The 20,720-nt window shown below is 65.2% G+C and carries 24 protein-coding genes; 9 read left to right on the top strand and 15 right to left on the bottom strand.

Annotated elements, in window-relative coordinates:
• Positions 1-26: 26 nt before the first annotated feature.
• The 4 genes from ACFC3J_RS10860 to ACFC3J_RS10845 all read left to right on the top strand — a co-directional run bounded on the left by ACFC3J_RS10860 (position 27) and on the right by ACFC3J_RS10845 (position 3,023).
• Positions 27-1,145, top strand: a complete 1,119-nt coding sequence (locus tag ACFC3J_RS10860; RefSeq protein WP_375196184.1) for an NAD(P) transhydrogenase subunit alpha — start codon at positions 27-29, stop codon at positions 1,143-1,145.
• Between the two features lie 68 nt (positions 1,146-1,213).
• Complete coding sequence (locus tag ACFC3J_RS10855) at positions 1,214-1,474, top strand: proton-translocating transhydrogenase family protein (protein ID WP_375196183.1); 261 nt, start codon at positions 1,214-1,216, stop codon at positions 1,472-1,474.
• Complete coding sequence (locus ACFC3J_RS10850; RefSeq protein WP_375196182.1) at positions 1,471-2,283, top strand: NAD(P)(+) transhydrogenase (Re/Si-specific) subunit beta; 813 nt, start codon at positions 1,471-1,473, stop codon at positions 2,281-2,283. Before ACFC3J_RS10855 ends, ACFC3J_RS10850 begins: the two co-directional genes overlap by 4 nt.
• Positions 2,284-2,330: 47 nt before the next feature.
• The gene (locus ACFC3J_RS10845) at positions 2,331-3,023 is read left to right on the top strand and encodes an aspartate/glutamate racemase family protein (RefSeq protein WP_375196181.1); all 693 of its coding nucleotides are present in this window, start codon (positions 2,331-2,333) and stop codon (positions 3,021-3,023) included.
• A 171-nt stretch (positions 3,024-3,194) separates the two neighbouring features.
• On the opposite strand, the gene ACFC3J_RS10840 is transcribed toward ACFC3J_RS10845, so the two are convergent.
• The 8 genes from ACFC3J_RS10840 to ACFC3J_RS10805 form a co-directional block, all read right to left on the bottom strand.
• Entirely contained in the window at positions 3,195-3,626 is a 432-nt protein-coding gene (locus tag ACFC3J_RS10840; protein ID WP_375196180.1) for a DUF2147 domain-containing protein, read from the bottom strand.
• Positions 3,627-3,756: 130 nt separating this feature from the next.
• Complete coding sequence (locus ACFC3J_RS10835; protein ID WP_375196179.1) at positions 3,757-4,749, bottom strand: type II secretion system F family protein; 993 nt, start codon at positions 4,747-4,749, stop codon at positions 3,757-3,759.
• Positions 4,750-4,765: 16 nt separating this feature from the next.
• Complete coding sequence (locus ACFC3J_RS10830) at positions 4,766-5,764, bottom strand: type II secretion system F family protein (protein WP_375196178.1); 999 nt, start codon at positions 5,762-5,764, stop codon at positions 4,766-4,768.
• A gap of 49 nt (positions 5,765-5,813) precedes the next feature.
• Complete coding sequence (locus ACFC3J_RS10825) at positions 5,814-7,091, bottom strand: pilus assembly protein CpaE (protein WP_375196177.1); 1,278 nt, start codon at positions 7,089-7,091, stop codon at positions 5,814-5,816.
• A 1-nt stretch (position 7,092) separates the two neighbouring features.
• Complete coding sequence (locus ACFC3J_RS10820) at positions 7,093-7,749, bottom strand: CpaD family pilus assembly protein (protein WP_375196176.1); 657 nt, start codon at positions 7,747-7,749, stop codon at positions 7,093-7,095.
• Between the two features lie 17 nt (positions 7,750-7,766).
• Entirely contained in the window at positions 7,767-9,320 is a 1,554-nt protein-coding gene (locus tag ACFC3J_RS10815) for a type II and III secretion system protein family protein (RefSeq protein WP_375196175.1), read from the bottom strand.
• Between the two features lies 1 nt (position 9,321).
• Positions 9,322-10,338, bottom strand: coding sequence for a Flp pilus assembly protein CpaB (gene cpaB, locus ACFC3J_RS10810; RefSeq protein WP_375196174.1), 1,017 nt, complete (start codon positions 10,336-10,338; stop codon positions 9,322-9,324).
• A gap of 52 nt (positions 10,339-10,390) precedes the next feature.
• On the bottom strand, positions 10,391-10,864 hold the full coding sequence (locus tag ACFC3J_RS10805) for a prepilin peptidase (RefSeq protein ID WP_375196173.1): 474 nt from the start codon (positions 10,862-10,864) through the stop codon (positions 10,391-10,393).
• A gap of 42 nt (positions 10,865-10,906) precedes the next feature.
• Between ACFC3J_RS10805 and ACFC3J_RS10800 the strand changes: the two genes are divergently transcribed.
• Together ACFC3J_RS10800 and ACFC3J_RS10795 are read left to right on the top strand one after the other, a co-directional pair.
• On the top strand, positions 10,907-11,899 hold the full coding sequence (locus tag ACFC3J_RS10800; protein ID WP_375196205.1) for an alpha/beta hydrolase: 993 nt from the start codon (positions 10,907-10,909) through the stop codon (positions 11,897-11,899).
• Positions 11,896-12,999 (top strand): NAD(P)/FAD-dependent oxidoreductase, encoded by a 1,104-nt coding sequence (locus ACFC3J_RS10795; RefSeq protein ID WP_375196172.1) that lies wholly within the window; start codon positions 11,896-11,898, stop codon positions 12,997-12,999. The genes ACFC3J_RS10800 and ACFC3J_RS10795 overlap by 4 nt, the downstream gene beginning before the upstream one ends.
• Positions 13,000-13,045: 46 nt before the next feature.
• On the opposite strand, the gene ACFC3J_RS10790 is transcribed toward ACFC3J_RS10795, so the two are convergent.
• Both ACFC3J_RS10790 and ACFC3J_RS10785 read right to left on the bottom strand, forming a co-directional pair.
• Positions 13,046-13,786 carry a LytR/AlgR family response regulator transcription factor gene (locus ACFC3J_RS10790; RefSeq protein WP_375196171.1) on the bottom strand — a complete coding sequence of 247 codons (741 nt, stop codon included), beginning with the start codon at positions 13,784-13,786 and terminating at the stop codon, positions 13,046-13,048.
• Between the two features lies 1 nt (position 13,787).
• Entirely contained in the window at positions 13,788-14,900 is a 1,113-nt protein-coding gene (locus ACFC3J_RS10785; protein WP_375196170.1) for a sensor histidine kinase, read from the bottom strand.
• A 133-nt stretch (positions 14,901-15,033) separates the two neighbouring features.
• Between ACFC3J_RS10785 and ACFC3J_RS10780 the strand changes: the two genes are divergently transcribed.
• The 3 genes from ACFC3J_RS10780 (at position 15,034) to ACFC3J_RS10770 (ending at position 16,433) form a co-directional block, all read left to right on the top strand.
• Positions 15,034-15,246, top strand: a complete 213-nt coding sequence (locus ACFC3J_RS10780; RefSeq protein WP_375196169.1) for a hypothetical protein — start codon at positions 15,034-15,036, stop codon at positions 15,244-15,246.
• An 85-nt stretch (positions 15,247-15,331) separates the two neighbouring features.
• On the top strand, positions 15,332-15,583 hold the full coding sequence (locus tag ACFC3J_RS10775; protein WP_375196168.1) for a hypothetical protein: 252 nt from the start codon (positions 15,332-15,334) through the stop codon (positions 15,581-15,583).
• Between the two features lie 301 nt (positions 15,584-15,884).
• Positions 15,885-16,433: a hypothetical protein gene (locus ACFC3J_RS10770; protein ID WP_375196167.1), complete on the top strand. Its 549-nt coding sequence runs from the start codon at positions 15,885-15,887 to the stop codon at positions 16,431-16,433.
• 259 nt (positions 16,434-16,692) lie between these two features.
• On the opposite strand, the gene ACFC3J_RS10765 is transcribed toward ACFC3J_RS10770, so the two are convergent.
• The 5 genes from ACFC3J_RS10765 to lnt form a co-directional block, all read right to left on the bottom strand.
• Complete coding sequence (locus tag ACFC3J_RS10765) at positions 16,693-17,388, bottom strand: tRNA (guanine(46)-N(7))-methyltransferase TrmB (protein WP_375196166.1); 696 nt, start codon at positions 17,386-17,388, stop codon at positions 16,693-16,695.
• A 219-nt stretch (positions 17,389-17,607) separates the two neighbouring features.
• Complete coding sequence (locus tag ACFC3J_RS10760; RefSeq protein ID WP_375196165.1) at positions 17,608-17,802, bottom strand: hypothetical protein; 195 nt, start codon at positions 17,800-17,802, stop codon at positions 17,608-17,610.
• A 134-nt stretch (positions 17,803-17,936) separates the two neighbouring features.
• Positions 17,937-18,647: a methyl-accepting chemotaxis protein gene (locus ACFC3J_RS10755; RefSeq protein ID WP_375196164.1), complete on the bottom strand. Its 711-nt coding sequence runs from the start codon at positions 18,645-18,647 to the stop codon at positions 17,937-17,939.
• Positions 18,648-18,752: 105 nt separating this feature from the next.
• Entirely contained in the window at positions 18,753-19,958 is a 1,206-nt protein-coding gene (metK, locus tag ACFC3J_RS10750; protein ID WP_375196163.1) for a methionine adenosyltransferase, read from the bottom strand.
• A gap of 58 nt (positions 19,959-20,016) precedes the next feature.
• Positions 20,017-20,720: apolipoprotein N-acyltransferase (gene lnt, locus ACFC3J_RS10745; protein ID WP_375196162.1), on the bottom strand; the 704-nt coding region annotated here is incomplete at its 5' end.

The raw sequence follows: 20,720 nt of genomic DNA, 5'->3' as shown, positions 1-20,720 counted from the left end.
AGGCTGGCGGCGACAGGGGGAAATTCATGAAAATTGCCATAGTGAAGGAGCTTGCCGAAGGTGAGCGCCGCGTTTCCGGCACGCCGGAAACCGTCAAGAAGTTCAAGGCGCTGGGCGCCGATGTCGCGGTGGAATCGGGCGCGGGCCTGACCGCCGCCATCGCCGATGCCGATTACGCCGCCATGGGTGCGACCGTGGCCGATCGCGCCGCGACCGTGGCGGGCGCGGACATCATATTGGGCGTTCAGGGTCCGGACGTAGCCAGCATTTCGGGCGCGAAGCCCGGCGCCTGGATCGTCGCGGGCCTCAATCCCTTTGTCGAGCGGGCGCGCGTCGATGCCTATGCAGCGGCGGGCTATGAGGCGCTGGCGATGGAGTTCATGCCGCGCATCACCCGCGCCCAGTCGATGGATATTCTTTCGTCCCAGTCGAACCTGTCCGGCTACAAGGCCGTGCTGGACGCGGCGGCGGAATATGGCCGGTCGCTGCCGATGATGATGACCGCTGCGGGCACCGTGTCCCCGGCCAAGGCCTTCATCATGGGCGTGGGCGTTGCGGGGCTTCAGGCCATCGCCACCGCCAAGCGTCTGGGCGCGCAGGTATCGGCCACCGACGTCCGCTCGGCCACCCGGGAGCAGATCGAGAGCCTCGGCGCCAAGGCGATCTTCGTCGAGAGCGTTGCGGGGATCGAGGGCGAGGGCAAGGGCGGCTATGCCACCGAAATGTCCGAGGATTATCAAAAGGCGCAGGCCGAACTGGTGTCCGGCCATATCGCCAAGCAGGATATCGTCATCACCACCGCGCTGATTCCGGGCAAGCCGGCGCCGCGCCTGATTTCGGACGCGCAGATCGCATCGATGCGGCCGGGCAGCGTGATCGTCGATCTGGCCGTCGAGCAGGGCGGCAACGTCGAGGGCGCGGTGCTGGGCGAAGTGGTCGAGCGCCATGGGGTCAAGATCGTCGGGCACAAGAATGTGCCGTCGCGTCTGGCGGCGGACGCTTCGGCGCTGTTCGCGCGCAACCTCTATAATTTCCTCTCCGCCTTCTGGAACAAGGACCAGAATGCGCCGGTGCTGGATGAGGAGATCGGCAACGCCATCCGCATCACCCAGGGCGGAAAGATCGTGAACGAGCGTCTGCTCTGACGAGCGGTCGGGCCTCCTCGCCGGGCGGGACTTGACCGGCGCGCAAACAATGCAATGAGGAGGAACAGATGACCCTGTTCCTCCTCATTTCCTTTTTGGCGGCCTGCGCGATGGGGCTGATCGCGGGTTGGCGCGCGCGGCCGGATGAAGGCTGGGCGCTGGTGGCGCTGGTTCAGATCATATGCGCGGCCATAGTGGTCGGCGGGCTGATCGTCGCGGCGGAGGCCGGGAGCGCGGCGGCCCGCAACCTGGGGCTGCTGGCGGTGCTGTTGGGCAGCGCGGCGCTCTGCGGCGGGCTGGCCGCGGCGCGGCGGCTGGATCGGCCGTGACCGAAGGGTTCAATCAGGCGATCCTGTTCGGCTGGTCGCTGGCGGCGCTGCTCTTTGGCCTGTCGCTATGGCTGGCCGCCGCGGGGCAGTTGCGGCGCGGCGCGCATATCGGTTTTGCAGGCGTGGCGGTGCTGGGGGCGGTGACCCTCTACAGCCATGACGTGATGGCCATGCCGCGGATGTGCGCCGCACTGTTGGCCGGCGGCGCGCTGGGGCTGCTGATCGGGCGGGGCGTGCCGAAGGCTGCCTTGCCCGCATGGCTTGGGGTTTTTGCGGGGCAGGCGGGATTGGCGGCAGTGTTGGTGGCCGTGGCGGCCTGGCGCAATCCGCACGCTTTCGGGCTGCTGGACGATGCGACGGACGGCATGGCGCCGGGTGCGGTCGCGGCGATGGGGCTGGGCGCCGGTTTCGGTGCGATGGCCTGCGCCGGGGCGATCACGATCCTGCGGCGCAGGGGGACATGGATCGGGCCGCTGCTGTTCGGCTGCGGGTTGGCGATGCTGGCGGGCGGCGCGGTCCGCGCCTTTGCGCATGATCCGCAACTGGGCTTGATGGGCGGCGGCATCGGAGTCGGGCTGATCGCCGGTCATGGGCTTGTGAAAGCGGCGCTGAAGGCTGGAACTGGACCGGCTCTGGCGCTGGCGGGCGGGATGGCCGGGTGGGCTGTCGCGGCCTGCGGTTTTCTGCTGGAAAACATGGGTCTGGCTGTTGCCGGGGGGCTGGCGGGTGCGGCGGCCAGCCTTTTTGCGCTGCGCCTTTGCGGTGGGGCGGGCAGGAAGGGGCTTGCCGATGCAGGCCGCCATCCCTAACGATTTGCAGGAAGAGCCCTGCTGGGCGCATTGGGGTAAGCGGATAGATGAAGAAACTGGGTCTGATAGGCGGTCTTAGCTGGACGTCGACGGCGCGCTATTATCAGATCATCAACCAGGCCGTATATCGCGCGCGTGGTGGCCAGCACAGTGCGCCGCTGCTGATCGAAAGCCTGGACTTCGCCGATATCGGGCGCTCCACGACGGAGGAAGAATGGACGCATGCCGCGCAGGTTCTGACCGCGTCGGCGCGGCGGCTGGAGCAGTGCGGCGCCGCGGCGCTGCTGATCTGCGCCAACAGCATGCATCGCGTCTATGACGAGGTGCAGGCCGGGGTCGACATTCCGATCATCAACATCGCCGAGGCGGTCGGGCGCAAGATGCAGGCCGACGGCATCGAAAAGGCTGCGCTGATCGGCACCCGCAACGTGATGACGGAGAAATTCTATCGCCAGCGGCTGGTGGCGCACGGCATTTCGCTGCTGCCGCCGGACATGGAGCTGGCGGAGCGGATCGACCGGATCGTTTACGACGAGCTGACCATCGGCAAGGTCAGCCGGGAGTCGGAACGCTACATGAAATCGGAACTGACCGACATCGCCAAGGAAAATGTGCAGGCCGCGATACTGGCCTGCACCGAACTGGAAATGATCGTCGACGTGAAGGCCAATGTGTTGCCGATCTATGACGGCACCAGCATCCACGCACGCGCCGGCGTGGATGTGATTTTGGGGGAATAAGACGGCGGGCTTTGGTCATATTCCGTCATTCCAGCGAAGGCCGGAATCTCAGGACGGTGCGCCCAATCTGGCTTGAGACCCCGCCCCGCCGGGAGTCACATGCCTGCCAACGACCTTCGCTGGGGTGACGGGTTTGAGGACGGCGTGTTGAATCCACGCATCCCGGCCGGTTCAGCGCATCGGCGTCCAGGTCTGGGTCTTGCAGAAAAACATGATGCAGCCCTGAACCTTCAGCGTGCCGTCGCTGTTGCGGCTGACCTTGCTGTTGTAGTTCTTGCCGCTCTCCGGGTCGTAGATCGTGCCCTTCCAGAGATCGCCCGCATCCTCGAAGCCGCTCAACAGGGCAAGGCCGGTCAGCGGTTTTGACCGCAGCGCCGGATTCGGGTTGTTGATGTCGGTCTGGGGGCGGCCGGGGGTCGGCTTCACGACCTTTTCGATGCGCCCGCAAAGCGTCTTGCCGCAGGGCGCGATCTGGACGATGGCCTTGCCGTCGACCGTGGCCCAGCGGCCCGTAATGGGCTGCGCGGCCTGAGCCGGAAGGGCGGCGGCCAGAGGCAGCGCGATCAGCGCGGCGCGGATCGCGTAACGGGCAAACAGGGGCATCAACCTCTCCATCATATGTCCTGGCGGCTGGGATAGAGCAGGTTCGAGCGCGCCGCCAAGCGGGAAAATCGACGGTTTCGCGCGGATTTCGAAGGGACGCTACGGCAGCGGCCCTTCGCCGCTCCAAAATTTAGAAGGCTTGGCTGATCGAGCAGGCGGCCGGACCCAGAATGACGACGAACAGGGTCGGCAGGATGAAGAGAATCAGAGGCACCGTCATGATCGCGGGCAGGCGGGCGGCCTTTTCCTCTGCCCGCATCATGCGTTCGTGGCGGAATTCGGCCGACAGTACCCGTAGCGCGGACGCCAGCGGCGTGCCGTATTTCTCCGTCTGGATCATGGTCGTCACCACGCCCTTCACCGCGTCCAGCTTCACGCGACTGGCAAGATTCTCGAACGCCATGCGCCGTTCGGTGAGGAAGCTCAGTTCAATGGCGGTCAGGTGAAATTCGTCGCCCAGCTCCGGATAGGCCTTGCCCAGTTCGCGGGCCACGCGGCTGAAGGCGGCGTCGACGGTCAGGCCCGCCTCCGCGCAGATCACCAGCAGGTCGAGCGCGTCGGGAAGCCCCTTGCGGATCGCGGCGGAGCGCTTCTGGATCTTGTTGTCGATGAAGATGTCGGGCGCCTTGTAAGACAGCAGCAGCGCCCCGGCAAAGGCCATGAAGCGCTTCGCGCCGCCCCATTCGGGAAAGATCCCGACGGCGTAGAGCAGGAGAGCCGCCGTGCCGCCAATCACGATCGGCAGGATCATGCGGCCGAAGATCACGGCGACGGCCCAGTCCTTCGACCGGATGCCCGCCTGTGCCAGCTTGATCTGCGCGTCCTTGAGCTGGTCGTCCTGAAGCACTTTCAGGCTGGACAGGAAGGAGCGCATCCGGTCGGTCGCCTGATTCTTCTGCACCAACTTGGCGCGGCGCCGGCTGGTGGAGGCGGTGATGCCGGCCTTGAGCTGCTCGCGCCGTTCGTTCAGCGCCTTGACCCGCTTCGCCATCGGGTCGCGCACGGTCATCACCGCATAGAGCGCGAACAGCATCGCCAGCGTCGCCAGAGCGGCCAGCAGCGTGCCGAAATCGGTGGCGGTCAGACCGAACAGGGTGCCGGCGGCGACGGGCGTGGGTTCCATCTCGATCGGTTCCTTGTCAGATCTCGAAATTGATCATCTGGGCCATGATGAAGGCGCCGATGGCCATCCAGCACATGCCGCCGATGCCGATGACCTGCATCGTCGACAGCCCGAATATCCCCGCCGGATCGGGCGTGAAGAAGGGCGACATATAATTATAGTTGATATAGCAGATCAGCCCGAAGACGAGGAAGGGCAGCACGCCGATGATGTAGGCGGACGCCTTGGATTCCGAGGACATGGCGCGGATCTTGAGCTTCATCTGCGACCGCTGGCGGAGCACGGTGGCGAGGTTGGACAGGGTTTCGGCGAGGTTGCCGCCGGTTTCCCGCTGAATCGCCAGGCTGATCACGAAGAACTGGAATTCGGGCGTGCCGAGGCGGTCGGCGGTTTCCTGAAGCGCCTGATCCATGGTCTTGCCGATCTTGATCCGCTCCGTGATCATCCTGAATTCCTCGCCCACCGGGCCGGGGACTTCGCTCGACACCACGTTCAGCGTTTCCGCGATGGGCAGGCCCGAACGCAGACCGCGGGTCAGCAGTTCAAGAGCGTCGGGGAATTTCGCGGTGAATTTCTGAACGCGTCCCTTGATGAGGCGGCTGACCCACATGTGCGGCAGGCCAAGGCCAGCGGCGAGGCCCAGCATCACTGCGAACAGCGGCGGAAAGCCGCGCAGCATCAGCAGGGCGCAGAGGACGAGAAAAATGACCGCGCAGGAGGTCATATATTGGCTGACGGTCCATTTCTTGCCCGTCATGCGGATGCGCTTGGCCAGATTTTCCGGATTGGGAACCAGCGACACCAGCATGGAGGATTCGGGGGTGGCGGGGCGATTGGAGATCGCCTTGCGCATGCGCGCTTCCAGGATCGCATCCTGGGAATCGCTGTGCCGTCCGCGGATCAGATCGATGCGGCGTTTCTGCGCCTTTTCCGGCGACGGACCGGCGAAGGCCATGACGACCATGCCCAGCATGGCCGCGAGCAGCACCGCGATCAGGATGATATTGCCGTTCATGAGCCTGCCCGTTCCAATCCGATTCCTGCCCTTGCCGCTATGTCTCAGATCACGCGGTCTTCTTGTCCCTGCGCGACGGGATCATGCCCTTGAGATCGGCGATCTTGCCGAGCAGCGAGTCGCCCTTTTTCGACGGTGCGCTGGTTTCAGCCTCGCCATCCTCCGCTGCGCCCAGCAAGGCTTCCAGCAGGGCGGTACAGGACGCGCCGACCTTGCTGCCCTTGGCGGTTTCGGCCAGTGTCTTGCCCAGCTTTGCCGCCTGCGACGCGATCTTGAGATCGAAGGGGATGCAGATGTCGACCTTGCGCTCGATCGACTGTTCGAAATCCTTGCGGCTGATCTCCGGTGCACCGGGATGGACGCGATTGGCGACGACCAGCACCCGCGACTGCGGCGCGTTGGTCTTGAGCCATGAAAGGATGCGGATCGAATCCCGCGCCGCCGCCAGCGTCAGTTCGGTAACGACCACGGTGACGGTGACGTCGCTCATCAGATGCGGGTGCTGGATCAGCATGCCGCGCGGCAGGTCGACGACGCTGCATTCGAAGGCGGCGCGAAATTCCTCCAGCAGCTGGTAAAAGGCGCCGCCGTCGGTCAGCATCGGCTGGCTGATCGGCGCTTCGGCGGACAGGATCGCCAGATTGTCGCTGGCGCGGACCATCGCGCGTTCGATGAACAGCCCGTCGATGCGGCTGGGATTTTCGATCGCGTCGGTAAGACCCCGGCCCGGCTCCAGATCCATTGCCAGCGCATTGGTGCCGAAATGGACGTCGAGGTCGAGCAGCGCGGTCGGCCGGCTCTTCTTTTCGCTCAGCAGCCAGGCGAGCGAGGTGGCGATGCTGGAGGCACCGACACCTCCGCGCGTGCCGATGACGGCGGTGGTCATGTGCGGGCGTTCCGGCCCGGCGTCGCGGGGGGCGAAGAACACGGCCTGCGCCTGCGCCAGCGCGTCGCGCAGCTGGTCGGCGCCGAAGGGCTTCAGCAGATAATCCTGAATGCCGCTGGCCAGCAGGTCGCGATAGAGGCGCACGTCGTTGACCTGACCCGCCGCGATGACGACCGTGCCGGGTTCGCAGACTTCGGCCAGGCTGTTGATGTCGCCCAGCGGATCGCCGCTTTCCGACATGTCGATGAACAGGATCTGGGGCGAGGCGGTGATCGAAAGGCTCTGCACCGCATTGCGCATGCCGCCCTTGTTCACCTTTTCGGGCGCCCAGCCCATTTCGGCGGCGACCACGCGCAGCAGGTCGAAGCTGTGATCGTCGCAGACGAACGCGTGGAAGGGATCGCGCTGGCCGGATGCGCCGGGTTTCCAGGGTGCGTTCATCTTAGTTGCCTCCCGACAAGGTCTTGAGGTCGCCGGAGCCGGTCGGCGCCTTTTCGCGATAGGTGGAGATGGCGCGGTTCGAGGTCGCCGTGCGCAGGTCGCTGTCGGTGGTCTGGCCGCGGACCAGATCCTCCGGATTGGCGATCATCGCGGCGAGATTGCCGTTGACGCCGCAGCCGAAATTGGTGGACGCGCCCAGTTGCTGGTCGGTTTCCGGCTTGTCCGACCAGTCGGGGCAGCCGGGCACGCTGGCGCTGGCGCGGCGCACGATCAGGCGGACGCTGCCCTGCGGCGCGGCGCCTGCGGCGGCCGAGCTGTCCTCACCCACCAGCATGCCGTGGCGGGCGACGACATTGGCGATGCCTTCGCGCAGGGCGGGGCTGACATAAGCGGCGTCGGTCGCCATCGCGACCTGATCGCCATAGCCAAGGCCGATCGAGACGAACCAGTCGTCCAGGCGGCGGGCTTCCGATCCGGTCAGGCTGCCGTCGGGGCCGCCCTGAACATCATAGGTGAAAGCGGTATGGCTGACGACCGGCTGGTGGACCGACTGGACGCCGCGATTGGCCCCCTGATCGGTCTGGCAGGCGGCCAGCGGCAGCGCCAGCACGGCCAGCGAGCCAAGGCGGACGAGGTTCTTGCGAGACGGGAAAGTCATGGTCATCGTCCTTCGGATCAGAAGCTGAAGCCGGGCGCGGCGTCCTTGGACCGCTTGTTGTCCCGTGCCGCGAGCGGTGGCATTGCGGCCGTTGTCTGCGGGCCGGGGGCGGGGACGGGGCCGCCGGGCGCGCGGCGCGGCATGGGCGATCGGGCGCCGCTGACGCCGTCATGGCCCTGCTGAAGGAACAGGCCCTGACCCTCATTGGCGTTGCGGAAGCCGTCGGTCGGCAGGCGCACGTCCGATGCGTTCATCGGCTTCACCAGATAGGGGGTGACGACGATGACCAGTTCGGTTTCATGTCGTTGGAAATTGCGCGATTTGAACAGGCTGCCAAGTATCGGCAGATTGCCGAGGCCGGGAACCTTGTTGATATTGTTCGCCGTATCACTGTTGAGCAGGCCCGCGATCATGAAGGCCTGACCCGAACCCAGTTCTACCGTGGTTTCGGCAGTACGGCTCCTGAGCGCGGGCACGCTGGCACTGACCGAGAAGTCGAGGCTCGATACGGTCGGGCGGACGCGCAGCGAGATGCGCCCGTCGGCCAGAACCGTGGGCGTAAAGGCCAGCTGCACGCCATATTGCTTGAATTCGATGCTGTTGCCCTGCGTGCCGTTGCTGACGGTGTAGGGATATTCGCCGCCCGCCAGGAAGCTGGCGGTTTCGCCGGACAGCGAAGTCAGGTTAGGTTGGGCGAGGATGGTGGCAAGGCCGCTTGATTCCGCCAAGTCCAGCGCTGCGGCGACATCAATTCCCAGTATCTTGGCGATACCGCCCAGGCTGAAGCTTCCGTCAATGGGATTATTGAAGGTCCAGTAGCTGGGCGTACCGGTTGTCGTATAGGTACCGTCGGAGTTAAGGGTCTGCGTGAGATTGCCGCGCGTATACGTTGCGAAGTTTCGCGAGCCGCCGCCGATGTTGCCTGCGACGTTCCCCCCGCTCCGATCGACTGAAGCGAAATTGGTGCCTATCTTGTGGCCCACATCCTTGCTCACCTCGGAGATTTTGACCTGCAACATGACCTGAAGCGGGGTCGCGGTGCGCAGGCGGCTCACCACGGTCACTTCCTTGCCGACGAAGGCCTGCGTCAGCCGTTCGGCTTCGGCCGCATCTTCGGGCGCGGCGACGGTGCCGGTCAGCAGGACCATGCCGTTCATCTTGTTGACCGCGATGTCCGCGTTCGGCATCGCCAGCTTCAGCATGTCATCGATGCTGGTCAGGTTGTTGCCGACGCGCACCGTGCCGGAAAACAGCACCTTGCCGTTGGTCGCGGTGACGAAGACGGTGGTTTCGCCGGCCTTCTTCGCGATCAGATAAAGCTGGTTCTGCGAGCGGACATGGACGTCGACCACATCCGGGTCGCCGATCACCACGTCGGACATCCTGGCGGACAGGTTGATGACCCTGCTGCCGCCTGCCGACATCAGGATCGCATTGTCCTGCATGGAGGCGGGCGCAGCGTTCAGCGCGCTGGTCGGCGCGGCGGCGGCGGCGAAGGCCAGCCCGAGCGCGATGGCCGGGCCGAGCAGCGGTTTGGCCGTGCTTACCGAGAGAACCGAAAACCCCTTCATCTTACTTCCCCCCGACCGGAACGACGGTCACACTGGTGCCGCGGGCGACGCGGATCACCGGACCCTGGACCGCGGCAGCCATGGCGGGCGCGCCGCCCATGGGAACGCCGCCCGCGGGCAGGGCCTGCACGGATTTGGCGGGGACGCTGCTGCGCTGATAGCGCGAGACGTCGGCGCCGGTGGAATAGGTGCTGCCGCGGTCGACCGGGCGGGCCGACAGGCTGGCCAGCATCTTCTTTTCTGCGTTCGGATTGCTGCCGTCGGGCAGGTTCATGTCGGTGCCCGCGATGGCGGCGTCCAGTTCCGAGCTGTTGTCGGCCAGCGAGCGCAGCGAGAGCGAGAGCGAACCGATGGTCTGCGCGACCGCGATCTTTTCGGCGATCTTGGGCGTCACTTCGATGGTGACGTTGGAATAGGTCTGGACCACGGGCTTGCCGTCGGCGCCCAGCGCGTCCATGCGCTGGTCGGTGGCGAGCACGCGCAGGTTGCGCAGGATCGTTTCGGAGACCTTGAGCGGTTCGCCGTCGCCGCCGCCGCTGACGCTTTGCGTGAGGACAAGGTCGACGCGGTCGCCGGGGAAGACGAAGCCCGCGACCGAATTGGTGGCCGACACCGGCACCGTCACGGCGCGCATGCCCGGCCCGAGTGCCGCGGCCAGGAAGCCGCGATCGCCCGGCTTGATGACGGAACCGATGGTCATCGGCTGACCCGCCGAAATGGCGGTGCGCACGACGCTGCCCACCAGCTTCTGCGGATCGGCCTGGCCCTTGATATAATAGGCCTGTTCGATGAGGTCCTTGGGCCAGGGCTGGAAACGGAAGCTTTCCGCGTCCAGGATGGTGCCCACCGGCAGCGCCTTGGTCGCGACCAGCACGTTAGGCTGGTCCGCCTCGACCGGCATGGAAGAAGCGCCCGCCTGCGGCGAACCTGACGAACTCAGCATGTTGCGTGCAAGTAGAGCTGTAGTGACCGCTATGATCAGCGCCCCCACCAGCAGCACGATCTTCTTGGCATCCATGATGAAATTCGCCTCCCTCAATCAGACGAGTTGCGTCTGAGATCCCCGATGTTCACGCAAATTGGTTAATATATCGTTCGCCAATCAGCCAAAGCGCGGCGACCGAAATGGCGATGCCATAGGGGATTTGCGGCTGTCCCAGCCGCCGGGTCATGCGATGGTGCACGACGGTTATGATGGTGACGACGCCCCCCAGCACCGCCATCAGCATCAGCATCGACAGGGTCGCCTGCCATGGAAACCACAAGGCAAGAGCGCCCAGCAGCTTGACGTCGCCGCCGCCCATGCAGCCGAGCGCGAACAGGGTGGCGAAGGCCAGGAAGACGATCAGCGCGACAAGAATCTGCACCGCCATGCCCGGCCATAGCGGCAGCCCGCAGGCGAGCCACCAGAGGGGCGCCAGCGCGGCCACTCCCAGGTTCAGCCGGTTGGAGATGATGCGTGACCGCAAATCGGTGACCGAAGCCACGATCAGCATCACTGCCAGGGCGCCGATCAGCGCCAGTCTGAAATATTCCCCCGTCATGGGATCAAAAGTCTAGACCCGATGGCTTACCAAACCGTAACCATGCCGCCGATGGATTCGCCCCGCTTGATTTCGCCTGCCCATGACCCTTCGCTGATCGACAGGCGCGCCTGGCCGATGGATGGGCGGCTGGACTATTGGCATGCGCCCGATGGCTGGGCGCTGCGCCGCTATCGGCTCGGCGAAGGCGAACGGGGCCGGATGCTCGTGCTGGGCGGCCGGGGCGACATGGTCGAGAAATATCTGGAGGTCATCCATCACTGGGCGCAGCGCAGCTGGAGCGTCACCAGCTTCGACTGGCGCGGGCAGGGCGGATCGGGGCGGATGACCGATGATCCGCTCTGCGGCCATATCCAGGATTTCGGTCAGTGGATTGGGGACCTCCACGCCTTCGTCGCGGACTGGCGCGCCGAAGGAAGCGGGCCTGCCGTGATCGTCGCGCACAGCATGGGCGGGCATCTGCTGCTGCGTGCGCTGGCGGAGGGAATGACGGCGCCCGATGCTGCGGTGACGGTGGCGCCGATGATGGGCGTGCACAGCGCGCCGCTGCCCCGCTGGCTGGCAGCGGGGATCGCTGAGAGCATGTGTGCGATGGGTTTTGCAAAGAAGCAGGCCTGGACCCAGAAGGAGGAGTCGGACCGGCAGCGACGAATGCGGCAGAAACGGCTGACGCATGATCCGGATCGCTATGCCGATGAACTCTGGTGGCGTGACCATAGCCGCGACATCGCGCTGGGGCCGCCGAGCTGGCGGTGGGTGGAGCAGGCGCTGCATTCGACGCGGCTGATGGAGCGGGAGCGGGGACTGGAGCGGATAGCGGTGCCGCTGCTCATATTGGCCGCGCAGCAGGACCGGCTGGTGTCGACGGCGGCGATCCGGCGGGCGGCGGCCCGGATTCCCGGCGCAAGGCTGCACGTCTACGGGCGCGAAGCGGCACATGAAATCCTGCGCGAGCTGGACCCGGTGCGGCTGGACGCGCTCGCGCGGATCGACGGTTTTCTGGATGAAGTGGCGCCGCAAGGCGCAGTCCGATGACTCGCGCCGATATCGTGATCATAGGAGGAGGGATTGCCGGAGCGAGCCTGGGCGCGGTGCTCGCGGAAAAGGCGAGCGTGCTGATTCTGGAGATGGAATCGAGCGCGGGCTATCATGCGACGGGACGGGCCGTTTCCTTTTGGGAAGAGACCTATGGCGGCCTTTCCGTCCAGCCCCTGACGACGGCTTCGGGGCCGATGCTGGCCATGCCAGATCCCGATTTTTCCGAACGCTCCTTTCTTTCGCCGCGGCAGACGCTGCACGTCGGCAGGGCGGGGGATGAGGCCGCGCGCGACCGGCTGCTTGACGAATTTGCAGGCAAGGTGGAACTGCACATCGTTGATCCTGCGCCGCTGGTGCCGGGGTTGCGGCCCGAATGGACGCTGGGCGTGCTGGAGCCGGGAGTGTGCGACATCGACGTGGCGGCCCTGCATCAGGCATGGCTGCGGCAGTTTGCGCGGCGGCGCGGCGCGCTGAGGCTGGCGAGCAGGCTCCGGGCCGGGAAGGCCGTTAGCGGCGGCTGGCGGCTGGAGACGGATGAGGGCGCGATCGATTGCGGCATTCTGGTCAACGCGGCCGGGGCGTGGGCCGATGACGTGGCGCGCGGTTGCGGCGTCGATCCTGTCGGAATCGCGCCGCTCAGACGGACGGTGGCGCAGTTGCGCGTCCCGTCCTTGCCCTCGGTCGACCTGCCGCTGGTCATGGATCTGGCCTCCCAATTCTACTTCAAGCCGGAGGGGGAGGGGCGCATCTGGCTGACACCGCATGATGAGGAGCCGTCCCCGCCCTGCGACGCTGCGCCGGAGGAACTGGCGGTGGCGCAGGCCATTGCGCGCTTCGAAAGCGTGGTGGACTGGCCGGTCGCGGCGGTGGAACGCAAATGGGCGGGACTGCGCAGCTTTTCCCAGGATCGGGCGCCGGTCTATGGCTTCGACCCCGTGGTGCCGGGCTTTTTCTGGTTTGCCGGGCAGGGGGGATTTGGCATCCAAACGTCCCCGGCGGCGGCCTTGCTGGCGGCCAGCCTGCTGACCGGAGATGCGCCGGATCCGGCGATTGCGGGCATCGACGCCGCCGCCTATTCTCCAGCGCGGTTTCGGTAGCGCAACGGTCCGGAGAGCGGCTTCAGCCCAATTTGCCGCCTGCGCCTTACCGGCCGGCCATTGCGCGGGCGTTGGCGAGATAGGTGCGGCCGATCCGGATTTCGGTGTCGTCGATCAGGCAGGCCGACCAGACGCCGCTGCCGTCATGGCGAAGCCGCGCGATGTGGTCGCGCCGCACGATATGGGAGCGGTGCAGGCGCACGAACTGCTGGGGGTCCAGCCGGTTTTCCAGCGAACTGATCGTCTGGTGCAGCAAATAGCTGTTCTGCCCGACATGCAGACGCATATAGTCGCGTTCCGCCTCGATCCGGTCGATCTGGACCGCGCCGATTCGGATCAGCTCGGATCGGTGGGGAACCCAGAATTCCTCGGCCCATTCGGATGCCGGCGCGGTCGTCGTGGCAGGTGCGGGGGCGCGGTTGCCCAGCGCCTGCTCCACCCGGTCGATGGCGCGGGAAAGACGTTCGTGCGCGACCGGTTTCAGCAGATAATCGACCGCCGCAAGGTCGAACGCCTCGACGGCAAAGCCTTCGAACGCGGTTACGAAGATCACGGCGGGACAGATGCCCATGCGCGAGGTCGCCCGCGCCACGCCGATCCCGTCGAGCAGGGGCATGGCGATGTCGAGCATGACGAGGTCCGGCTCCAGCCCCTCGATCAGCCGCAGCGCCGCTTCGCCGTCGCTCGCCGTGCCGACCAGCGCGATGCGGGGTTCGCGGGCGCACAGCATCTGGAGCCGTTCGACCGCAAGGGGTTCATCGTCGACGATCAGGGTGCGGATAGTCATTTCAGCAGCTCCGCCGGATGATGGGCAGGGTGAGGCGCACGGTGAACCCCCCGCCGGGGCGGGGACCATAATCGATCCGGCCCTGCTCGCCAAAACGCGCGGTCAGGCGGTCGCGCACATTGGCAAGGCCGATGCCGCTGCCCGCGTCGGCGCCTTGGGGCGGCTTGTTGCCGTTGTCGCTGACGGTGAGATGCAGCAGTCCGCCGTCCTCGCGCGCCGCTATCGTGATGGTCACCGGGCTGGGGGTGCGCGACACGCCATATTTGATCGCATTTTCGACCAGAGGTTGCAGAATGAGGCCGGGCACGCATGCGTTGAGCAGCCTGTCCGGAATCTGGATGCTGGTCGACAGCCGATCGGGAAAGCGCACCGCTTCGATATCCAGATAGAGTTTCTGGAGATGCACTTCCTCTTCCAGAGAGACATCCTCTAGCGGATCGCCGGTCAGGCTGGTGCGGTAGAAGTTGGAGAGGGAGAGGATCATCTGCTCGGCCTCGTCCCGCCGGTCCTTCATCACCAGCGAGGAGAGGGAGTTGAGCGTATTGAACAGGAAATGCGGGTTCACCTGATAGCGCAGGGACCGCAGTTCCGCCTGTTGCGCGGCGCGTTCCAGTCGATCGGCGCGGCGTTCGACGCGATGCGCTTCGCTGGCATAGCTGAGCGCCAGATACAGACCCGCCCAGGCCGCGAGGAAGAAATAGCGGCTGATCGCGTCCTCGACGATCTGCATCAGTGCGAAACCCCGTTCGCTGGCATATTTCTGATAGTCGGCGTCAGGGAAGAGCGAGGCGGGGTCGTAAATGTTGAAGACGTAGAAATTGGCCGCCGCCGTCGCCAGCGCGAAGGGAATGGCGAGGGTGAAAGCGGCGACGATGCGGGCTATCAGCGGCCTTCCGTCGAAGCGGCGCAGGCAGAGATAGAAGACCCAGGTGACGACGATGCCGATCACCGTCACCACGGCGCGGCGGGCGGCCATCGCGCCCTGCGCCTCGAACCCCATGATCGAGGCGCGCAGCGTGATCAGCACAGCATAGAAGAACCAGAAGCCCAGTAGCGAATAGAGCGCGACCGTCGGCGGCACACCCGGCTCGCCGTCTTCATTCTTCATGTTCATGGTGCAAGTCTATGCGATGGCGCGCGCTCTGTCGCCCCTTGGCGGTGAAGCTGGTCGAAGGCTTTGCCATGTTGGTCGATCGGGAACCCGCTCTCGCCGCTGCCCGTTGATCCGGGAAAGCAAGGAGAGCGATATGAGCGAGAAGACCGATATCCGGCCCAACAGCCGCGAGGAAGCGCATGACAGGCGCTCGACCGATGCGCAGGACCATGCCGTTACGCCGGAAGAAAAGCTGGACGAGGGACTCAAGGATTCCATGGATGCCTCCGATCCGCCTGCCGCCACGGCGCCGGGGGACCATGGCGATCCGGTGCCCTCCTCCGGATATAAGGAGGATGAGGACTGAATAGACGGGCAGGCAAATCATGATATGATCGACTGCGGAGGGCGCGAAAACGCGGCCCATCCGCAGGTGAGAGGAGCTATAGCCAATGCCGACTTCCGCCACTCCCGCGATCGAGCGCATTGCCCGCGTACTGGCAGGCCGTCAGCTCAGCCTGAACGGCGGGGGCAGCGATCCGCACGCGGCGAGCGCAGTCGATGCCAGCTGGAAGGACCATGTCGACGACGCCTATGCTATCCTGCACACTCTGCGCGAACCTGATGCGCAGATGGCGCAGGCAGGCGACGTGGCGGTGTGGCGCAACATGATCGGGGCGGTGCTGGAGCGCCCCGTCGATTAAACTGGCAGGGCGCATCGGCTCGCTGGCGCGTTACCGGACGATGCAGGCACCCGTCGCAGGCATGCTGATGGGGCGGATCGACCGCATATGGCAGCTTGTCTGCGTTGGAAGCCGCTGGCGGCGCAGGGGGACGGCTCTTGACCGCCAATGCACAAGCATTTCGGCGCATTCACAAAAATTACATGTTGCACTGCACAAGGAAACATGATTCCCTGTAACTGTCGGCAGATCCGGCGCTTAATCTTGTAGAAACCATATTGGGCGCATGATCTGCTTACGACTTGAAGTCGGAGGGCATGACATGGGCACGAGTGCAAGACCTGCGGACGGAGCCATCACCCTGGCGGAATTGCGTGAATTCGCCAGCTTCCCGGCCGCTACGCAACGCTATATCCGAAGATCGCTGGACATCGGCCTCCATCGGCGCGACGCCATGAAATTATGGTCGCGCGACATGGTGGAGGAAGCAAGCATCCGCGCCCAGGCCAGGATTTACGGGCGGCTGGAGGAAATCAAGGCGATGGTGCCTGACGACAGTGGGCTTGATCAGATGGAGCCGTTCATGGCGCCGCTGGTGACGGTGTCGGCCTTCGATCTGGGGCAGGACCGGCTTAGCAGCTTTTCGGCCTATCGCTTCCTCTACGAACGCCTTTTGGGAGCGGGGGCACGTCCCTGGTTGCCGGGCGCCTTCTGCGCGGCGGCGAGCCTGCCGCACCTGCATCCGGAAAAGCGCCGGGCGCTGCTCCAGTCCATCAGCGAAGCGGCGGCGACGGCGGTTGGCTGGTCGAACCGCGAACCGACCTTCTATCCCGAATGGGTCGAGAAGGTGGATCTGAGCAAGGCGAACTGAGCCTTTGGCCTGCGGCCGTCCGGGGGGAGGGGCGCAGCACGAGGATCATGCCATGACGGCGTGGCGGGCAATGGCTCGCCGCGCCGTTGCCTTTTCGGGGGGGGGGCGCCCCGCACGAAAAAATAAGCCCCGGCGCAAGGGAACGCCGGGGCCGTCAAGAGGGATGTCCCGGCTCAAGGGGGGGAGGGAACGCCGGGACGACCGTGAAATAGGGTGCGTCAATTCAGTTTCAAGATGCTACCAGAAAATTTGTGCGGCATCAGCGGCGGCGGTAGCGGAAATACCAGACTTCATGGCCAAGGCGGCGCGCCTTCGCTTCGTAGCGGGTTTCGGGCCAGCCGCCGGGGCGGGTCTGAAAATCCTTCGGCTCGCTCGCCAGCCAGTCGAAATCGGGATGGCCGTTCATCACCATCAGCGCCCAGCGCAGATAGACGGGATGATCCGTACCGAAACGGAATTCGCCGCCGGGCCTCAATTTCTTCGCGATCAAAGAAACCGGGCCGGGATTCATCATCCGGCGCTTGGCATGGCGCGCCTTGGGCCAGGGATCGGGGTGCAGCAGATAGACGAAGCTGAGCGCGCCGTCGGGAATGCGGCTGAGCACGGAAAGCGCATCGCCCATATGCAGGCGGACATTGCCCAGCGCCTGATCGCGCACATGGCCGAGCGCCTGGACGACGCCGTTCAGGAAGGGTTCGCAACCGATGAAGCCATGATCGGGCAGCAGGTCGGCGCGATAGGCGAGATGCTCGCCTCCGCCGAAGCCGATTTCGAAATGCAGCGGGCGATCGTAACCGAACAGGCCAGCGGCCGTGACCTCGCCCTCTTCGGGAACGGACAGGGCTGGCAGCAGCGTATCGACCAGTTCCTGTTGTCCCTTGCGGAGCTTGGGTCCGGACTGGCGGCCGTAGAGGCGGTTGAGCGTGGTGGGATCGCCGGATTTATGCGCTGTCATGGCGCGCCCGATAGCTGCGGGGCGTGGCGGGGGCAACCGCTATCTAAAGAGGCGGCGCTGTCCGAAAAGGGGCGCCTCCTGCCCCCGGTGTTGAGGAGATAAGACGGGGACAGGAGGCTGGGGCCTGACGCCGGTGGGCTGGCGACAGGCTTTTTCATGGAGATGAGACGACGTTGCGGCCGCGCAGGAGGGCTGCCCTGAACGGCCGGAGCGGTCAGGTCACTTGCACTTGGTGAAGCGGCCTTTGGCGTCCTTGCACGGTCCCTTCTTGGCGACCGGCTTGGGCGGACATTTGACGAACTTGCCCCTGGCGTCCTTGCAGGGTGCGGCGAGCGCGGGAGCTGCGCTGCCGGCCATGAGAGCAAAGCCAAGAAGGACGGAAGGCAGCGCGCGGGAAACGAATCCGCTTGTCATCGCATTCCCCTTTCGAGAGAGGGAGTTGCCGGACCCGACAGGGGTGCGGGTCCGACGCCCTGTCTATGGGCGTTTTGCGGGCAGCAGGCTAATGAACTTTTCGTCATGTTGTCGCCATGCTGCGGCGATGAGGATCAGGCCGGAAACGCCCTTGCCGCCATGCCGGTCGTTTCCTGCTGCATCATCGCGGCGGCGCGTTCCGTGGCGGCACGGGTGTCGTCCGCCAGCTTCTTGACCTCGCCAGCGACGACCGCAAAGCCGCGCCCGGCATCGCCGGCACGTGCAGCCTCTATGGTGGCGTTCAGAGCCAGCATGTTGGTCTGGGCTGCAATGCTCCTGATCGTCGTTACGATCCCCGACAGTTGGTCCATTGTCTTTTCGAGCGCGTCCTTCTGCTGCTCCAGATCCTGTTGCAGGCGGCGGCTGTCGGCCAGGCGGTGGCGGGCCTCGCGTTCCTGCTGCACCTGGCGGGTGATGTCCGTGGCGATCTTCACCACCTTGCGCAGGGTGCCATCGGCTTCGAAAACCGGGTTATAGGTGGCCTGAAGCCATATTTCCCGACCGTCCCGGGCCAGGCGGCCATATGTGCCTGCGTCAAAGGCGCCGGAGCCCAGCTTTTGCCAGAATGCTGCATAATCCTGCGATTCTGCGTGGGCGGGGGTGCAGAAAATCCGGTGGTGCTGACCGGCGATCTCCTCCAGCGCATAGCCCATCAGAGCGAGGAAATTGGCGTTGGCGGTCAGGATCGTGCCGTCGAGGGCGAACTCGATTATCGCCTGGCTGCGGTGGAGGGCCGTCCATGCCGCCTCCGCGCCGTTGGTGCCGTAAGAAAGGGAAGAGGGCAAACCATATACTCCTTATGGCCCGGCCCTATGGTGTGTGTAGTTAAGAAAAAGTAAGGCTGAATCGAATGGGCCGCCGGAAGGTCCGGCGGCCCCTTGTCGGTCGGCTCAGAGCGCCGCCTTGAGCCTGTCCACCAGATCGGTGCGTTCCCAGGGGAAGAAGTCGCCCTCGGCCTTGCGGCCGAAATGGCCATAGGCGGCCGACGGCTGGTAGATCGGCTTGTTGAGGCCCAGATGGGTGCGGATGCCGCGAGGGGTCAGACCGCCCAGTTCCTTGATATTCTTGATCGCCTGTTCGATCCGGTCATCGCCCACCGTGCCGGTGCCGTGGGTGTCGACATAGAGCGACAGCGGTTCCGAAACGCCGATGGCGTAGGCCAGCTGGATCGTGCAGCGCTTGGCAAGGCCCGCGGCTACAATGTTCTTCGCCAGATAGCGGGTGATGTAGGCGGCCGAACGGTCGACCTTGGTCGGGTCCTTGCCGCTGAACGCGCCGCCGCCATGGGGCGAGGCGCCGCCATAGGTGTCGACGATGATCTTGCGGCCGGTCAGGCCAGCGTCGCCGTCGGGACCGCCGATTTCGAAGCTGCCGGTCGGGTTGATGTGATAGACGGTTTCGTCCGAAAGCAGCTCGCCCGGCAGTACCTCCGCCACGACGCCCTTCACATAGGCCTTGAGTTCGGCTTCCTTGGCGCCTTCGTCATAGCCCGGCGCGTGCTGGGTCGAGACGACGATGGCCGTCGCGGCGGCGGGCTTGCCGTTCTCGAAGCGCAGCGTGACCTGGCTCTTGGCGTCCGGTTCGAGGAAGGGTGCGCGACCGCTGTGGCGGTCAGCCGCCATTTTGGCCAGGATCTTGTGGCTGTAGTCCAGCGTGGCGGGCATGAGGTCGGGCGTTTCGTCGCAGGCGAAGCCGAACATGATGCCCTGATCGCCGGCGCCTTCGTCCTTGTTGCCCGCGGCGTCGACGCCCTGCGCGATATGCGCGGACTGGGCGTGGAGGTTGTTTTCGAAGCGCAGCGTTTCCCAGTGGAAGCCGTCCTGTTCATAGCCGATGCGCTTCACCGTTTCGCGGACGGTGCGCTCGATCTCTTCCTGTGCGCCCGGCGCCCATGCGCCATCTTCGTAAACGCCCTTGCAGCGGATTTCGCCTGCCAGCACCACCAGCTGCGTCGTGGTCAGCGTTTCGCAGGCGATGCGGGCTTCCGGATCCTTCGAGAGGAACAGGTCGACAATGGCGTCGGAAATCTGGTCCGCGACCTTGTCGGGATGGCCTTCGGAAACCGATTCCGAGGTGAAGAGATAGTTGTTGCGCATGGGGCTCCCGTTACCACGCTCGATGGACGAGCGATATAAAGAAAAGTTTATGTGCCTATTAGCGGCTCGTTTTGCGGGTGGCAATGGCCCCTGGCGCCAAAGCAAGTGCAACGAGCGCGATCAGGAAGGCGAAGGGCGCCCAGTTGCCAAGGCGGGAGAAAAGCGTGGGAGGAAGCGGAGCCGGCAGCGCGGTGTCGAGAAAGCCCGCGCGCTGGCGGCCGATGGCGGCCAGCACATGGCCCCGCGCGTCGACGACGGCGGAGACGCCGGTGGGAGTCGATCGGATGATGGGGATGCCTTCCTCCAATGCCCTCAGTCGGGCCTGCGCGAGATGCTGGACCGGACCCCAACTGCCGAACCATGCGTCGTTGGAGGGGTTGAAGACGAAGCTGGGGCGATGGGTCTCGTCCACCACCCGCCCTGAAAAGATGATTTCATAGCAGATCTGCACGCCCATGCTGAGTTGCGGGCGGCCAAGCGTGGCGGGCAGAGTCAGGCTTTGCGGGCCGGGGCCGGGCCAGAAATCGACATCGCCGGGAACGAGGCGCGACAGGCCCATGGGCTGGAGAATCGAGCGCATGGGGAGATATTCGCCGTAGGGGACGAGGTGCGACTTGTCATAGCGGCCGAGCAGCCGGGCGTTGGGGTCGATGATGAACAGGCTGTTGTTCGCGCCGGCGAGGACGTTTTCGAGAACGCCGTTTTTCGCGACCTCTTTGAAATAGACCTTGGTGGCGCCGGTCATCAGCAGGTCGCCGGGGC

Source organism: Sphingobium sp. (assembly GCF_041987595.1).
Taxonomy (GTDB): Bacteria; Pseudomonadota; Alphaproteobacteria; order Sphingomonadales; family Sphingomonadaceae; genus Sphingobium.
Note: the sequence above shows the minus strand (reverse complement) of the source record. Positions and strands in the feature narration are given on the sequence as shown.

Excerpts from the sequence above, each read along its gene's own strand:
- ACFC3J_RS10860 (WP_375196184.1), top strand. The coding sequence starts at position 27 with ATGAAAATTGCCATAGTGAAGGAGCTTGCCGAAGGTGAGCGCCGCGTT.
- ACFC3J_RS10855 (WP_375196183.1), top strand. The coding sequence starts at position 1,214 with ATGACCCTGTTCCTCCTCATTTCCTTTTTGGCGGCCTGCGCGATGGGG.
- ACFC3J_RS10845 (WP_375196181.1), top strand. The coding sequence starts at position 2,331 with ATGAAGAAACTGGGTCTGATAGGCGGTCTTAGCTGGACGTCGACGGCG.
- ACFC3J_RS10840 (WP_375196180.1), bottom strand. The coding sequence starts at position 3,626 with ATGCCCCTGTTTGCCCGTTACGCGATCCGCGCCGCGCTGATCGCGCTG.
- ACFC3J_RS10835 (WP_375196179.1), bottom strand. The coding sequence starts at position 4,749 with ATGGAACCCACGCCCGTCGCCGCCGGCACCCTGTTCGGTCTGACCGCC.
- ACFC3J_RS10830 (WP_375196178.1), bottom strand. The coding sequence starts at position 5,764 with ATGAACGGCAATATCATCCTGATCGCGGTGCTGCTCGCGGCCATGCTG.
- ACFC3J_RS10825 (WP_375196177.1), bottom strand. The coding sequence starts at position 7,091 with ATGAACGCACCCTGGAAACCCGGCGCATCCGGCCAGCGCGATCCCTTC.
- ACFC3J_RS10820 (WP_375196176.1), bottom strand. The coding sequence starts at position 7,749 with ATGACTTTCCCGTCTCGCAAGAACCTCGTCCGCCTTGGCTCGCTGGCC.
- ACFC3J_RS10815 (WP_375196175.1), bottom strand. The coding sequence starts at position 9,320 with ATGAAGGGGTTTTCGGTTCTCTCGGTAAGCACGGCCAAACCGCTGCTC.
- cpaB (WP_375196174.1), bottom strand. The coding sequence starts at position 10,338 with ATGGATGCCAAGAAGATCGTGCTGCTGGTGGGGGCGCTGATCATAGCG.
- ACFC3J_RS10805 (WP_375196173.1), bottom strand. The coding sequence starts at position 10,864 with ATGACGGGGGAATATTTCAGACTGGCGCTGATCGGCGCCCTGGCAGTG.
- ACFC3J_RS10800 (WP_375196205.1), top strand. The coding sequence starts at position 10,907 with ATGCCGCCGATGGATTCGCCCCGCTTGATTTCGCCTGCCCATGACCCT.
- ACFC3J_RS10795 (WP_375196172.1), top strand. The coding sequence starts at position 11,896 with ATGACTCGCGCCGATATCGTGATCATAGGAGGAGGGATTGCCGGAGCG.
- ACFC3J_RS10790 (WP_375196171.1), bottom strand. The coding sequence starts at position 13,786 with ATGACTATCCGCACCCTGATCGTCGACGATGAACCCCTTGCGGTCGAA.
- ACFC3J_RS10785 (WP_375196170.1), bottom strand. The coding sequence starts at position 14,900 with ATGAACATGAAGAATGAAGACGGCGAGCCGGGTGTGCCGCCGACGGTC.
- ACFC3J_RS10780 (WP_375196169.1), top strand. The coding sequence starts at position 15,034 with ATGAGCGAGAAGACCGATATCCGGCCCAACAGCCGCGAGGAAGCGCAT.
- ACFC3J_RS10775 (WP_375196168.1), top strand. The coding sequence starts at position 15,332 with ATGCCGACTTCCGCCACTCCCGCGATCGAGCGCATTGCCCGCGTACTG.
- ACFC3J_RS10770 (WP_375196167.1), top strand. The coding sequence starts at position 15,885 with ATGGGCACGAGTGCAAGACCTGCGGACGGAGCCATCACCCTGGCGGAA.
- ACFC3J_RS10765 (WP_375196166.1), bottom strand. The coding sequence starts at position 17,388 with ATGACAGCGCATAAATCCGGCGATCCCACCACGCTCAACCGCCTCTAC.
- ACFC3J_RS10760 (WP_375196165.1), bottom strand. The coding sequence starts at position 17,802 with ATGACAAGCGGATTCGTTTCCCGCGCGCTGCCTTCCGTCCTTCTTGGC.
- metK (WP_375196163.1), bottom strand. The coding sequence starts at position 19,958 with ATGCGCAACAACTATCTCTTCACCTCGGAATCGGTTTCCGAAGGCCAT.